Genomic DNA, 13,067 nt, shown 5'->3' with positions numbered 1-13,067 from the left:
CCTTTGGCCCTTGCCGTACCCTGTCGCCCCGCGCATAGTTAACCCGTGCATCCACCTACCGAAGGGATTTCGCCGTGCGCTGGCTCAGGATCGCCATAGGTTTCACAATCAGTCTACTGACCCTGCTCTGCTTGCTACCGGCCCAGGCCGCCGCACAAGGCAGTGGCTGGGCGGTATTGCTTGATGAACAGGCCGACCTGCAACTGAGCGACATCCGTTCCGCCCGCTATACCAATCAATTCAGCCCCATCGAACTGGACCGGATCACTGCCGCGCAGCCGGACGGTGCGTTGTGGGTGCGCTTCAGGCTGCAACCCGGCAAGCACGAACAAGTGCTGCGGGTGTTTGCCCCGGACCTGTCCAGCCTGAGCCTGTACGTACTGGACGGCGACACCCTGGTGGAGCAGCAAATCACCGGCACTCGCCAACCCCAGGCTGAGCGCCCGTTGCCCAGCAGTGACTTCATGTTACCGATGCCCCAGAGCCCGCGGCCCCTGGAGGTGTATTTGCGCCTGGTCTCGGAACACGAACTGCGCCCTTACATCACCCTGGAACCGGCGGTGCTGGCCGCTGCCAACCAGAACCAGACATTGATCTACGGTCTGCTGTTCGGCGTGCTGTCGATGCTGATCCTGCACAACCTCACGCGCTTCGCCTACCACCGCTCGCGCAGTAGCCTGTGGCTGGCCGCGTGCGAATTCCTGTTGATGCTCAGCCTGGCGCTACTGCTCAACCTGGTGGGGCCGTGGCTGCCGAACTGGCACGCGATCCAGACCCCTGGCGCCTACCTGGCCCTACTGCTGACCGCACCCTGCGGGTTGATGTTTGCCTACCGCTTTTTCATGCCACTGGGCCCGCATCCGCTGAACAAAGTGTTGATGGCGGACATCCTGCTGATCGTCCTGTGCGGCTTGCTGTTGTTGTTCGTCAACACCTTGCCGCTGAACATCATCACCTATGCCCTGGTCGCGCTGGCGGGCCTGAGCATGCTGTTCGTCTCGGCCTATCATTGGCAAAAAGGCTACCGCCCGGCGCGCTTGTTCGTGGCGGCCATGGTGGTGTTCAACATCGGCACGCTGATCATCCTGCCCGCCCTGCTCGGCCTCACCCTGGTGGCGCCACAAGGCCTGATCGTCACCCTGCTGAGCTTTATCTGCCTCAGCGGCCTGCTGATGAGCCTGGCCCTCGGCGAGCGCCAGCGCGCCATTGTCGAAACCCGCTTCAGCCTGAGCCGCGACCTGGCGGCCAGCAACGCCGAAATCGCCGCCAAGGCCGAGTTCCTGGCGAAGATCAGCCACGAAATCCGCACGCCCATGAACGGTGTGCTGGGCATGACCGAGTTACTGCTGGGCACGCCGTTGTCGGTGAAGCAACGCGACTATGTGCAGACCATCCACAGCGCCGGTAACGAGTTGCTCACCCTGATCAACGAAATTCTCGACATTTCCAAGCTCGAATCCGGTCAGATCGAACTGGATGATGTGCAGTTCGACCTCAATGCATTGATCGACGACTGCCTGAGCATCTTCCGCGCCAAGGCCGAGCAGCAGAATGTCGAGCTGATCAGCTTTATCCAGCCTCAGGTGCCACGGGTGATCAGCGGTGATCCGACGCGGCTGCGCCAGGCGCTGCTGAGCCTTTTGGAAAACGCCCTGCACAAAACCGATGAAGGCGAAGTGCTGATCGTCGTCGCCCTGGATGAGCGCAGCCCCAAGCCACGCCTGCGCATTGCCGTGCAAGACAGCGGCGTGCCCATGGAAGCCGCCGAACGCGACGCCCTGCTGCACAGCGAACTGCACAGCAAGAACTTCCTCTCGGCGACGCGTTTGAGCGGCCACCTGGGCCTGGTCATTGCCCGCCAATTGATCCTGTTGATGAACGGCGAGTTCGGCATCAAAAGCGGCAGTCACCAGGGCAGCACCCTGTGGCTGACCCTGCCCCTGGACCCGGAACGCCTGGAGCATCCGACCAGCGACCTCGACGGCCCGCTCAAGGACGCCCGCGTACTGGTGGTGGACGATAACGACACCTGCCGCAAAGTGCTGGTTCAGCAGTGCACGGCCTGGGGCCTGAACGTCAGCGCCGCGCCTTCGGGCAAGGAGGCCCTGGCGCTGCTGCGTACCAAAGCGCACCTGCGTGATTACTTCGACGTGGTGCTGCTGGACCAGAACATGCCCGGCATGACCGGCATGCAACTGGCGGCGAAGATCAAGGAAGATCCGAGCCTGAACCACGACATACTGCTGATCATGCTCACCGGCATCAGTAACGCGCCGAGCAAGATCATTGCGCGCAACTGTGGGATCAAGCGCATTCTCGCCAAGCCAGTGGCGGGTTATACCCTCAAGACCACCCTGGCCGATGAGCTGACCCAGCGCAGCAAAGGCGCCCTCGTTGCACGCCCGGCCCCCAGCGCACCGGCAGCCATTACCGTGCCCAGCGATTTCCGCATCCTGGTAGCCGAAGACAACAGCATCTCCACCAAAGTGATTCGCGGCATGCTCGGCAAGCTCAACCTCAACCCGGACACCGCCAGCAACGGCGAAGAAGCGCTGCAGGCAATGAAAGCCCAGCGTTATGACCTGGTATTGATGGACTGTGAGATGCCGATCCTCGATGGTTTCTCCGCCACGCAGCAACTGCGGGCGTGGGAAATCAGCCATCAACGCGTGCGCACGCCGGTGGTGGCGCTTACCGCGCATATCCTGTCGGAACACAAAGAACGCGCACGCCAGGCGGGCATGGACGGGCATATGGCCAAGCCGGTGGAACTGTCGCAACTGCGCGAGCTGGTGGACTACTGGGTGGCGCAGCGCCAACAGCGCCCTGAGCACAGCACCCTTTCCTGATGATCGTTCCCACGCTCCGCGTGGCAACGCCGCCCGGTAAGCTCCGCGTCCTGCTTGAACGCGACGCAGAGCGTCACTGGATGCATTCCCACGCAGAGCATGGGAACGATCAGCAGAGCGCGGGAACGATCAGCCAGCTCCCACATTTGATCTGTGTCGGATAGACTCCTCCACACTTTCCCCGCCCGCGAGCCGCCCCCATGCTCCATGTGTTGTTCAGCGTTTACCTGAAGATGCTGGTGCTCTACAGCCCGTTCTTTGTGCTGTCCTGCTTTATCAGCCTGACCCGTGGCTACTCCAGCAAGGAGCGTCGGCGCCTGGCGTGGAAAGTTGCACTGGCCACCCTGGTATCGAGCGTGTTGCTCTACCTGTTCGGTCGGGTAATTTTCAGCGTGTTCGGCATTACCGTGGATGCGTTCCGTATCGGCGCCGGCAGCGTGTTGTTTATCTCCGCATTAGGCATGGCTCAGGGCAAGTCGGCGGTGCAGACCGACAACGTGCAGCAGGACGTGACCATCGTGCCGCTGACCATCCCGCTCACCGTCGGCCCCGGCACCATTGGCGCCTTACTGGTGATGGGCGTCAGCCAACCGCACTGGGACGATAAGCTCACCGCCATCCTCAGTATTGCCCTGGCCAGCCTGACGGTGGGCGTGGTGCTGTACCTGTCCAACCGTATCGAACGCATTCTCGGCGACCAGGGCTTGCAGATTGTCAGCCGGTTGATGGGCCTGTTCGTCTGCGCCCTGGCCGCGCAAATCATTTTTACCGGGGTACGCGGCTACCTGGTGCCCTAGATCCGGTATTTGGCGATAGCCATTTCCACTTTGTCACCGGCGCTTTCGCGCATCAGTTGGATGGTTTTCTCGTTGACCATCGAGGTATTGAGCACCAGGCAAGTCTGCCCGCTGAAGGCCTCGAACGAGGAGCTGTCCCACTCCAGGAAGGGCAGGCCCACCTGTTTATCCACACCATGGGTGCTGTAGGTCACCAGCACCATGATCAACTCGCCGTCTGTTTCAACGCAGGAGGCCAGGCCGAAATCGCCGCCCTCACGCACTGCGCAATTGCGCTTGAACAGCTCGAAAGATGCTGGCTGGCGCTTCAGTGCGTCCAGCGCATCGGCAGCCAGCTTTGGCAATGCGCTGAGCAGTGGCCCGGACAGCGCCGTCGACGTCAGCATCGAGGCGATGATATTCAGCGCCGCCAGTTGCACCGTCAGGCCCTTGCCCGCACGCGAGACTCGCTCAAAGCGACTGCGCAGCGGCAGCCACCCCAGGCTGACCATCACCTTGATAAATTCCTCGTACCACGCCTCGCTGCCTCGCTGGACGTTCAGCACATCGCTCACATAACTGCTGGCCAGCAGATAGCTTTTGCGCACGTATTCCCGATTCAACGCCGACAAGCCTTCGGCAAACGAAATCACGCCGTTGTTGACCACGGCCGCATTGCAATCATCCTCGCTATCCAACACTGCCGTGGCCTGCCTGGCAGGTGCGCCCGGTAACTTGTAGGCGGCAATCAACTTGCGCCTTTTTTTGCTGTTGATCCTTTTGTGACGTCGCTCCATTTTCTGTTCTCCACAAGCACCCCACATGGGGCTTGCTTCCACACTAGTCCAGGGAGCGGCGGGGTTTCCATGCGACAAACATCCCTTGGCCTGCCCCGCCCAAAACCAGCGTCCAGCAATGACAAGGCGCGGCGGGCAGGCGTGCGGTTTTCATCGCATAAAAAAGAAAAAGCTCCGAACAACGCCAGGGGAATCCCTGGGATATTCGGAGCTTTCCGGCAGCCAACGGGGCTGTTTCAGGAGTTGGGTTTGTTGCCATACCAACGTGGCGTGTACACCCACTCGCCGCCACCCGCACGCGGGAACACACAAGTGGTGGATGAACCGATCAGTACCATGGTGCGCATGTCCACCTGCTCGGGCGTCAGTTGGCCCAAGGTGGTGACGCGCAGTGTCTGGCCTGGGCGGCCGATGTCACGGCCCAGCACCACTGGCGTCTGTGGCGTGCGATGCAGCGCGACGATTTCCAGGGCGCGCCCCAGTTGCCAAGGCCGCGACCGCGAGATCGGGTTGTAGAACGCCAAGGCCAGGTCGGCCTGGGAAGCCAGGTCCAGGCGTTTTTCGATGATAGACCAAGGCTTGAGGTTATCCGACAGCGACATCACACAGAAGTCATGCCCAAGCGGCGCGCCTGCCTGGGCGGCGGTGGCCAGCGAGGCGGAGACCCCTGGCAGGATTTCCAGGTCGACCTGATGCCAGGCCGGCTCGCTGGACTCGTGCAGCGCCTCGATCACCGCCGCGGCCATGGCGAATACACCCGGGTCTCCAGAGGACACCACCACCACCGAGCGGCCTTGCGCAGCTAGCTCGAAGGCGTGGCGGGCGCGCTGCATTTCTTCGCGGTTGTCGGTGCAGTGTTGCACTTGATCGTCACGGAATGGCCCGGCCATGCGCACGTAGGTTTCATAGCCCAGCACATCGGTGCAACGCGCCAGTTCCGCCTTCACCGCCGGCACCATCAGTTCTGCGGCGCCGGGGCCCAGGCCAATCACCGCCAGCCGCCCGCGCGGGCGCCCAACCTGTGACAGGTCCAAGGGCTGCTCGGCCACGGTAATACTGATGTCCGCAACGGGTGTCAGCGCGGCAAAGCGCAACGGTACACCCAAGGCCGACGCGGCCTCATGCAAGGACGCGTCAGCCATCTGCAGGTCGCTGGCCAGCAGGCAGGCCAGGGATTGCACGGCCACGCCCGCCTCCTGCAACGCCGTGCGCACACGCTCGGCCAACTGCGCACCCGGCCGGCAGGTGACGTAGACATTCTGCGGGTAAATCAGCAACTCGTTGGCTGCCGGTGTGCGCTCGGCACTGCCCACATGAATCGCCAGGCGCGCTTGTTGATCCTGAGGCAGGTTAGCCTCCTCCAGCCATGGCGCCGCGCCTTCGATGCGCACGCTTTCGCCGGCCAGAAGGTCGGAGACAAAGCGTTTGCCCAACTCGATGTCGGCCAGTTGATAGCCCGCTGGCGGGTTGAGCAGGCAGGTGCCAAAACGCAACTCGCCGCTGGTGGTGATGGCGGCAGACACGCCGAGTGCTGCGCCAATGTCGCGCGCCATCAGGTTCACGCCACCCAGGCCACCGAGCAACGGCACCACCGCGCTGCCGTCTTCGGCCACGGCCAGCACGGCGGGCTCTTCGCCCTTTTCCAGCAGCAACGGCGCCAGGGTGCGGATCACAATGCCCGCGGCGCACAGGGCAATCAGTGGCGTGCCCTGCTGATAAAGCTGACGCAAGGTCGCGCCGAATTCGCTGTAGGTGCGGTCTGCACCTTCAACCCGTGTGGCCAAACCGTGGATCAACGCGCCGGGGTAAACCTGCTGAAGCTTGCGCGCAGTCGTCAGGCTGCCCTGGCCCAGAATCACAATCGCCGGGGTCATCAACCTTGCCACCGTTCACCGGGCACGATGATCAGTGAGAAATACGGCGACGACATCGGCTCCACCTGATCCAGCGGCACGATCTTCTGGTTGGCCATGGTCGCGCGTTCCACGTACAACGCCCGCTCGGCCAGACCCAGTTCTTCCAACACCTGGCGCACTTTCGGAAAGTTGCGCCCCAGCTTCATGATCACTGCGGCATCGGCGTCCGCCAAGCGGCGCTTGAGATCCTCGTGGGGCAACACGCCCGAGAGCACCGACAAGCTCTGGTTGCGATACACCAACGGCGCGCCGAGTACCGAGGCACCACCGAGCATCGAGCACACGCCTGGAATCACCTCGGCGTCGTAGCGCTCGGCCAGGCGGTCATGCAGGTACATGTAGGAGCCGTAGAAAAACGGGTCACCTTCGCAGATCACCGCCACGTCGCGGCCCGCGTCCAGGTGCGCGGCCACGTCGAGGCTGGCGTTGTCGTAGAAGTCGCTGATCACTTGCTCGTAGGACAGCGGCGCGGGCAGCGCTTCGGTGGTCACCGGGTACACCAGCGGCATCAGGGTCTGTTGCGGCACCAGGTGGTCCTCGATGATGCCGAAGGCGTTGCCCTTCTTGCCCTTGGCCACGAAGTACGCCACCACCGGCGATTCGCGCAGCAAGCGCAGAGCCTTGACGGTGATCAGTTCCGGGTCGCCGGGGCCTACGCCCAGGCCAAGCAAACGTCCGCGCACCTGCATTATTCGACCTCCGTGGCCAGGGCATTGACGGCGGCGGCAGCCATGGCGCTGCCGCCCAGGCGACCTTGCATGATCACGAACGGCACCCCACGGCTGTCAGCGGCGAGCATGGCCTTGGATTCGGCGGCGCCGACAAAACCCACCGGGAAACCGAGGATCAACGCCGGTTTCGGCGCGCCGGCGTCGAGCATTTCCAGCAGGTAGAACAACGCGGTCGGCGCGTTGCCGATCACCACCACACTGCCCTCCAGGTGCGGGCGCCACAGCTCAAGGGCGGCGGCGGAACGGGTGTTGCCCAGCTCCCGCGCCAGCTCCGGCACGCTGTCGTCACGCAGGGTGCAGATCACCTGATTATTGGCCGGCAGGCGTGTGCGAGTCACGCCTTCGGAGACCATCCGCGCATCGCACAGAATCGGCGCGCCAGCGGCCAACGCGTCACGCCCGGCCTTGCCGGCCCCTTCGGAGAATTGCAGGCCGTCGATGGCTTCGACCATGCCGCACGCATGAATCACCCGCACCGCGAGTTTTTCCAAATCAGCCGGGATGCGGTCCAACTTGGCTTCCGCGCGAATAATGGCGAAGGAGTTGCGATAGATCTCCTGACCGTCGCGGATGTAATCAATCATCGGTGTTGCTCCGTGGACGAGCGCACAACAGGGCGCCCGCCGCTTCAATGGAAAGAGTGCGCGCGTGCAGCCGGCCAAAACCAGGCTGGGCTGCATCGCGAAAATAGAGGTCGTAGTGGCCGGGGCTCACCGCCAGCAAGGTGACTGGCGCGGTGTGCGCGGCAGCACAGGAGCGCGGGCAGCCGGACAGATGCACCTCAACGCCCGATTGCAGAGCGGCCAGTTGCACGGCGTCAGCCTTGGTGTCGGCCAGGCCTTTTGCGCAGCCGCTGGAACCGGTGCAGGCAATCATGCGCGCCAGCGGGTGGCCGAGCGAGCAGATAAAGCCCAGTTGCGCCAGGCGCTCGGTCACGGCGTGAGGCTTTTCGACGTTGGGCACCAGCACACCTTGCCAGGGGGTGAAGCGCAAGGTGCCGTCCCCATAGTCGCTGGCCAGTTGTGCGGCGCCCTTGAGCATCGTCGGGTCCAGGCGGCCCAAGGGCGCGAGGGCGGCGACGTAGAACTGATTCTTTTGCACTTGTGGATAAGTGCCCACCTGGAGCGACGGGTCGCTGGGCGGGCGCTCGAAGCCGTCGATTGGCAGCAACGGCAAGCGCAAATGGCTCAGTACGTTATCCACAGGCAAATGACGCATACGCGTTTGCTCTGGGGTGGCGAGGTCCAGAAAGGTTTCCAGCACAGCCACTACCAACTCAAGGCCTTGGCCCAATGGCACGGCGGCCAGGGGCGCATCCAGGCCCGGACAGCCGGCCAGGCCGAACGCGAGCAGGGTTTCGCCGTGGCGTACGAAGGCCGATAACCACAGGTCGTGGTGATGTTCGAGCATCGCCAGGTCCTCGCCACCATCGAGTTGCACCGCGAACTTGGCCGACAACTCATGGAAACGCGGATGGTTCTCCAGAGTGGCGAGGATCTGTGCGGCCAGCGGGCGGGTGTCGAACAGCATCTGCGGGTCGATGCCGGCGCTGGGGCTGAGCATCAGGTTGCGCACGTCGTCACCGCCCGCGTTGCTGGGGCCCAGGCCCGCCGCCAGCAGCCGGGCGATCAACGCCTCCTGCTCGGCGCCGATGCCGCGGATCTGCAGGTTGGCGCGGTTGGTCGCCTCGATCACCCCGCCCGCATACGCCTGGGCCGCGTCCGCCACGGCGTGGGCCTGGGCGGCAGTGATCGCGCCGCCCGCCAATTTGACTCGGCAAATGCCGCCGTCCAACGCCTGCACAATACGCAGCAACCCCGGACAAGCCGAGGGGCGCAAGGTATTCACAGCGGGCGTTGGGTTCACGGGGCTACCGGTTGACGGGTAAAGGCGCGGTATTATGCCTGCTTTGTCCGGCGGCATGAAAAGCCTGCCCGTCGGATGTCGTTCAAGGAATTGATATGTCGCCCTGGCTGACGGTTGTAGGCATCGGTGAAGACGGCTTCAAAGGCCTGGGCAGGAATGCCCGGCATGCCTTGCTGCGCGCCACGCGGATTATAGGTGCTCAGCGCCAGTTGGACCTGCTGCCGCAGTGTATTGGTGGCGAGCGCCAGCTGTGGCCGAGCCCGTTTTCCCTGGAGCCGGTGTTGTCGCGGCGTGGAGAGCTTGTGTGCGTATTGGCCAGTGGCGACCCGATGTTCTATGGCGTCGGCGCCAGCCTGGCCCGGCAAGTGGCGGCTGAGGAGTTGACGATTTTGCCAGCGCCCTCGTCGGTATCCCTGACGGCGGCGCGCTTGGGCTGGCCGTTGCAGGAGGTGGTGACATTGTCGGTAGTGGCGCGGCCATTGGCGGCAATCAACGCGCATTTGGCCAGTGGCGTGCGCTTGTTGGTATTGAGCAATGACGGCAGCAGTCCCGCCTTGATTGCTGCGTTGTTAACCGAGCGCGGTTTTGGCCCCAGCCGCATCAGTGTGTTTGAACACCTGGGCGGCCCGGCTGAACGGCGTATCGACGGGCACGCGCAAGCGTGGGAGCACATTACGGTTGCCGATTTGAACCTGGTCGCCATCGACTGCCTGGCGGATGCGAACGCACCGCGTCTGTCGCGTCTTGCCGGCTTGCCGGACTCAGCCTTCAAACACGATGGCCAACTGACCAAGCGCGATGTGCGCGCCATGACCCTCGCCCGCCTCGCGCCCATGCCGGGCGAACTGTTATGGGACGTGGGCGCGGGCAGTGGCTCCATCGGTATTGAATGGATGCGCACCCATCCCAGCTGTCGTGCCTTGGCGATTGAAGCCGACACCGGCCGCCAAGGCCTGATCGAACACAACCGCGACGCCCTCGGGGTGCCCGGTCTGCAACTGATTCGCGGCAAGGCGCCGGAGGCGTTAAGCGGCCTGGAAACACCAGACGCCATCTTCATCGGCGGGGGCGTCACCCGCGACGGCGTGCTCGATACCTGCTGGCAACACCTGCGCCCCGGTGGCCGCCTGGTTGCCAATGCCGTGACCCTGCAAAGCGAAATGACCTTGATGAACTGGCGTGCCGAGCATGGCGGCGAACTGACCCGCATCCATGTGGCCCAGGCGCAGCCCTTGGGCGAGTTCGATACCTGGCGCCAGGCGCTGCCGATCACGTTGCTGGAAGTGATCAAGCCGCTATGAAAAGAATTCTGCTGCTGGGCGGCGTCACGGAAGCGCTGGCCATCGCCCGCACCTTGGGGCCTGAACACGTCTACAGCCTGGCCGGCGTGGGCCGCGTACCCACCGACCTCACCTGCCAGGTGCGGGTCGGCGGCTACGGCGGTACTGAAGGCCTGGCGCAGTTTGTACGTGCCGAACGCATCAGCCTGATCCTTGATGCTACGCACCCGTATGCGGCGCAGATCAGCCGCAACGCGGCCGAGGCTGCAAGAGCATGTGGCGTACCTTGCTGGGCATTAAGACGCCCGGCGTGGCAGCCGCAGCCGGGGGATGATTGGCGAGAGGTCGCCGACTGGGCCGAACTGGTCGAAGCGCTCAAACCCTTCAAACGCCCGCTGTTCACCTTGGGTCGCGAACCCTTGCAGCACCTCGACGAAATCCCCGCCGAGCAGTTCTGGACCTTGCGCGCGCTGGATGTGTATCCGGGCAACAAGCGCTGTGAAGTGATCGGCGCACGCGGGCCGTTCCTCATCGAGGACGAGCGGGCGTTATTCGAAGAACGGCGAATTGATGTGCTGATCAGCAAGAACAGCGGCAGCACCGCCACCGAGCCGAAGCTGGAAGTGGCGCGTGAGCGGGGGGTGCCGGTGTTGGTGTTGAAGCGGCCGATGTTGGCTCAAGTAGATAGGGAATTCCTGTCGTCTGAAGAAACACTCAGCGCGTTGGCAAACTTCACTCGATGAGTCAGGATCGCTCGCTTGCTTGATTAGTAACCTATTTGTTACCTTCAGGACGGCTAATGATTGAGATCGAAGAATACCAACGCGACAACGATTCCAGTCCGTTCGATGAGTGGTTTTCATCCTTGAGTGTCCCAGCGGCAACTCGAGTTTCAACCGCTTTAGTTCGGCTTGAAACAGGCAACACCAGCAACATCAAGTGGTTCGATGGGCTAGGCGAATACCGTATCGACTGGGGACCCGGCTTGCGAATCTATTTGATACGAGAAGGACATCATTAATCATCCTGTTCGGTGGTGGTGATAAGTCCAGTCAAAAGCGCGATATCAAGGTCGTAAAGTCGCTGATTAACGAGTATCAGCGTGACAAGAAATTGAAACAAAAGAGGTGACCAGCATGGCGCTTACCCGTAGCTACAAACACACCATCGCTGAACGTGCCCAGCGAGACCCTGCATTCGCCCAAGCGCTTCTCGACGAGGCCGCTACGCTATTTCTCAATGGCGAGCCGGAAATCTCTCGCGTGATCCTGCGTGATTTAGTCAACGCCACAGTAGGCTTTGAAGGCCTTGCGAAACAAACCGCCAAACCTAGCAAAAGCCTGCACCGAATGCTTTCGGCCAGCGGCAACCCCAGCATGGATAACCTTGCGGCGATTTTTGCCGTGATTAGAAAAGCCCTGGGTGTCGATATGCAGGTCCACGGCGTACCCGCTGCATAATTTGGGAGCGGGCTCGCTCGCGAAGGCAGTGTGTCGGCCAAAACATCCAGCGACTGACACACCGCTTTGCGAGCAAGCCCGCACACACTTTGGAATTGCGTTATCAAATGACGGTAGTAGATCAGCCAGCCAAGGCGCTAGCTCAATCAACTGCGCAACCATTGGCTGGAAAAAGCCCTATACCTGACTTGATCGTTCCCACGCTCCGCGTGGGAATGCATCCTGTGACGCTCCGCGTCACGGCTTTAAAAGCGGACGCAGAGCGTCCAACGCGGCATTCCCACGCAGAGCGTGGGAACGATCAGCCCGCCTGGTACGCTGCGTCCCTTCTGCAAAATTGGCAAGCGGCCGTTCTCGTCTATCCTCAAACCCACCACTGCGACACCAAACCACACCCGCCCTTTTTACTTATCCCCCCCGATCAGGCTAAATACCCGCCTGATCGTTTAACCCTACGGATTATCCGCCATGGCCCGTCAACGCTTTGCAATTGCCTGGATCGCCTGCCTTGCAGTGCTGTTCAATGCGTTTGCCATGCCGTTGGCCAGTGCGATGCAGCAGACGGATGACCCGATCAAGCGTCTGATGTGGGGCGGGTTCTGTTCGTCCAATGGCGCGAGCCTCAAGGCGATTGCCCTGGGCAAGCTGGAAATCCCGGCGCCGCCGGATGATCACTCGGCTATGCAGCATTGCTGGTGTTGCTCGGGTTCGGCGCCGTTGGTGGCGTTGCCAGGGCATGTGCCGCAGTTGTATGTGACGCGCTTCGAGGCGGTGCAGAGCCTGCCGCCGCGATTATTGCGCAATCCCACCCCGCGCCAGCAATGGCCAAGCCTTAACCCCCGCGCCTCTCCAACGGTCTGATCTTCTTCGCAAGTGAACTGCGTTTAGAACCGTTCTGGAGAACTGCCATGCTTAAATCTTCCCTGCTTCTGGCCGCGTTGCTGCTGCCGGTGTTCAGTGCTGCCAATGCCGATGACTACAAGGCCGGCGACTTGGAGGTCAGCAATCCCTGGTCCCAGGAATTGCCGCCGAATGCGCCCACCGTCGCGGCGTACTTTGTGATTCACAATACTGGGGAGACGGCAGATCGCCTGCTCAGTGCCGAGACGCCCTTGGCGGAGAAAGCCGAATTGCATGAGCACGTAATGCAAGGCGACCTGATGAAGATGCAACAGGTGCCCAACGTGGCCGTACCAGCCAAGGGTGAACTGACCTTCGCGCCAATGGCCTATCACGTCATGCTGCTGGGCCTCAAGGACCGCAGCCTGCTCGCCGATGGCAAGCAATTCCCGCTGACCCTCACCTTCGAGAAAGCCGGCAAGGTCGAGGTGCAAGTGTCGGTGCACAAAGCGCCACCGATGGCTGGCCACGAGCATATGCACGCTCAGTAAG

At 62.4% G+C, this 13,067-nt stretch carries 12 protein-coding genes and 1 pseudogene; 8 read left to right on the top strand and 5 right to left on the bottom strand.

Annotated features, from left to right (window positions below; translation table 11 throughout):
• Positions 1-74 precede the first annotated feature (74 nt).
• Both AB9N64_RS20660 and AB9N64_RS20655 read left to right on the top strand, forming a co-directional pair.
• Entirely contained in the window at positions 75-2,849 is a 2,775-nt protein-coding gene (locus AB9N64_RS20660) for a hybrid sensor histidine kinase/response regulator (protein ID WP_019818278.1), read from the top strand.
• A 200-nt stretch (positions 2,850-3,049) separates the two neighbouring features.
• Entirely contained in the window at positions 3,050-3,646 is a 597-nt protein-coding gene (locus AB9N64_RS20655) for a MarC family protein (protein WP_003171467.1), read from the top strand.
• Here the strand turns inward: AB9N64_RS20655 and AB9N64_RS20650 are convergent.
• The 5 genes from AB9N64_RS20650 to cobG form a co-directional block, all read right to left on the bottom strand.
• Entirely contained in the window at positions 3,643-4,422 is a 780-nt protein-coding gene (locus AB9N64_RS20650) for a hypothetical protein (RefSeq protein WP_019818279.1), read from the bottom strand. The genes AB9N64_RS20655 and AB9N64_RS20650 overlap by 4 nt on opposite strands.
• 236 nt (positions 4,423-4,658) lie before the next feature.
• Positions 4,659-6,296, bottom strand: a complete 1,638-nt coding sequence (gene cobJ / locus AB9N64_RS20645; protein WP_103451347.1) for a precorrin-3B C(17)-methyltransferase — start codon at positions 6,294-6,296, stop codon at positions 4,659-4,661.
• Positions 6,296-7,027 carry a precorrin-2 C(20)-methyltransferase gene (locus tag AB9N64_RS20640; protein ID WP_014716723.1) on the bottom strand — a complete coding sequence of 244 codons (732 nt, stop codon included), beginning with the start codon at positions 7,025-7,027 and terminating at the stop codon, positions 6,296-6,298. The genes cobJ and AB9N64_RS20640 overlap by 1 nt, the downstream gene beginning before the upstream one ends.
• The gene (locus AB9N64_RS20635) at positions 7,027-7,653 is read right to left on the bottom strand and encodes a precorrin-8X methylmutase (protein WP_014716722.1); all 627 of its coding nucleotides are present in this window, start codon (positions 7,651-7,653) and stop codon (positions 7,027-7,029) included. Before AB9N64_RS20635 ends, AB9N64_RS20640 begins: the two co-directional genes overlap by 1 nt.
• On the bottom strand, positions 7,646-8,992 hold the full coding sequence (cobG, locus tag AB9N64_RS20630; protein ID WP_289329319.1) for a precorrin-3B synthase: 1,347 nt from the start codon (positions 8,990-8,992) through the stop codon (positions 7,646-7,648). The genes AB9N64_RS20635 and cobG overlap by 8 nt, the downstream gene beginning before the upstream one ends.
• A gap of 38 nt (positions 8,993-9,030) precedes the next feature.
• Here cobG and cbiE point away from each other — a divergent pair, with 38 nt between their 5' ends.
• The 6 genes and pseudogenes from cbiE (at position 9,031) to AB9N64_RS20600 (ending at position 13,066) form a co-directional block, all read left to right on the top strand.
• A complete protein-coding gene (cbiE, locus tag AB9N64_RS20625) occupies positions 9,031-10,236 on the top strand; it encodes a precorrin-6y C5,15-methyltransferase (decarboxylating) subunit CbiE (RefSeq protein ID WP_289329320.1) in 1,206 nt (401 codons plus the stop codon).
• A complete protein-coding gene (locus AB9N64_RS20620; protein ID WP_289329321.1) occupies positions 10,233-10,958 on the top strand; it encodes a cobalt-precorrin-6A reductase in 726 nt (241 codons plus the stop codon). The genes cbiE and AB9N64_RS20620 overlap by 4 nt, the downstream gene beginning before the upstream one ends.
• 56 nt (positions 10,959-11,014) lie before the next feature.
• A pseudogene (locus tag AB9N64_RS20615) lies at positions 11,015-11,346 on the top strand (type II toxin-antitoxin system RelE/ParE family toxin).
• Positions 11,347-11,351: 5 nt separating this feature from the next.
• Complete coding sequence (locus tag AB9N64_RS20610) at positions 11,352-11,675, top strand: DNA-binding protein (protein ID WP_014716718.1); 324 nt, start codon at positions 11,352-11,354, stop codon at positions 11,673-11,675.
• A gap of 468 nt (positions 11,676-12,143) precedes the next feature.
• The gene (locus AB9N64_RS20605; protein ID WP_003188156.1) at positions 12,144-12,536 is read left to right on the top strand and encodes a DUF2946 domain-containing protein; all 393 of its coding nucleotides are present in this window, start codon (positions 12,144-12,146) and stop codon (positions 12,534-12,536) included.
• A 47-nt stretch (positions 12,537-12,583) separates the two neighbouring features.
• Entirely contained in the window at positions 12,584-13,066 is a 483-nt protein-coding gene (locus tag AB9N64_RS20600) for a copper chaperone PCu(A)C (protein WP_014716717.1), read from the top strand.
• Position 13,067 lies beyond the last annotated feature (1 nt).

Source organism: Pseudomonas sp. KT_2_4 (assembly GCF_041410225.1).
Taxonomy (GTDB): domain Bacteria; phylum Pseudomonadota; class Gammaproteobacteria; order Pseudomonadales; family Pseudomonadaceae; genus Aquipseudomonas; species Aquipseudomonas paracarnis.
Note: the sequence above shows the minus strand (reverse complement) of the source record. Positions and strands in the feature narration are given on the sequence as shown.

Coding starts and splice junctions, on each gene's coding strand:
- AB9N64_RS20655 (WP_003171467.1), top strand. CDS start 3,050: ATGCTCCATGTGTTGTTCAGCGTTTACCTGAAGATGCTGGTGCTCTAC.
- AB9N64_RS20650 (WP_019818279.1), bottom strand. CDS start 4,422: ATGGAGCGACGTCACAAAAGGATCAACAGCAAAAAAAGGCGCAAGTTG.
- cobJ (WP_103451347.1), bottom strand. CDS start 6,296: ATGACCCCGGCGATTGTGATTCTGGGCCAGGGCAGCCTGACGACTGCG.
- AB9N64_RS20640 (WP_014716723.1), bottom strand. CDS start 7,027: ATGCAGGTGCGCGGACGTTTGCTTGGCCTGGGCGTAGGCCCCGGCGAC.
- AB9N64_RS20635 (WP_014716722.1), bottom strand. CDS start 7,653: ATGATTGATTACATCCGCGACGGTCAGGAGATCTATCGCAACTCCTTC.
- cobG (WP_289329319.1), bottom strand. CDS start 8,992: ATGCCGCCGGACAAAGCAGGCATAATACCGCGCCTTTACCCGTCAACC.
- cbiE (WP_289329320.1), top strand. CDS start 9,031: ATGTCGCCCTGGCTGACGGTTGTAGGCATCGGTGAAGACGGCTTCAAA.
- AB9N64_RS20620 (WP_289329321.1), top strand. CDS start 10,233: ATGAAAAGAATTCTGCTGCTGGGCGGCGTCACGGAAGCGCTGGCCATC.
- AB9N64_RS20610 (WP_014716718.1), top strand. CDS start 11,352: ATGGCGCTTACCCGTAGCTACAAACACACCATCGCTGAACGTGCCCAG.
- AB9N64_RS20605 (WP_003188156.1), top strand. CDS start 12,144: ATGGCCCGTCAACGCTTTGCAATTGCCTGGATCGCCTGCCTTGCAGTG.
- AB9N64_RS20600 (WP_014716717.1), top strand. CDS start 12,584: ATGCTTAAATCTTCCCTGCTTCTGGCCGCGTTGCTGCTGCCGGTGTTC.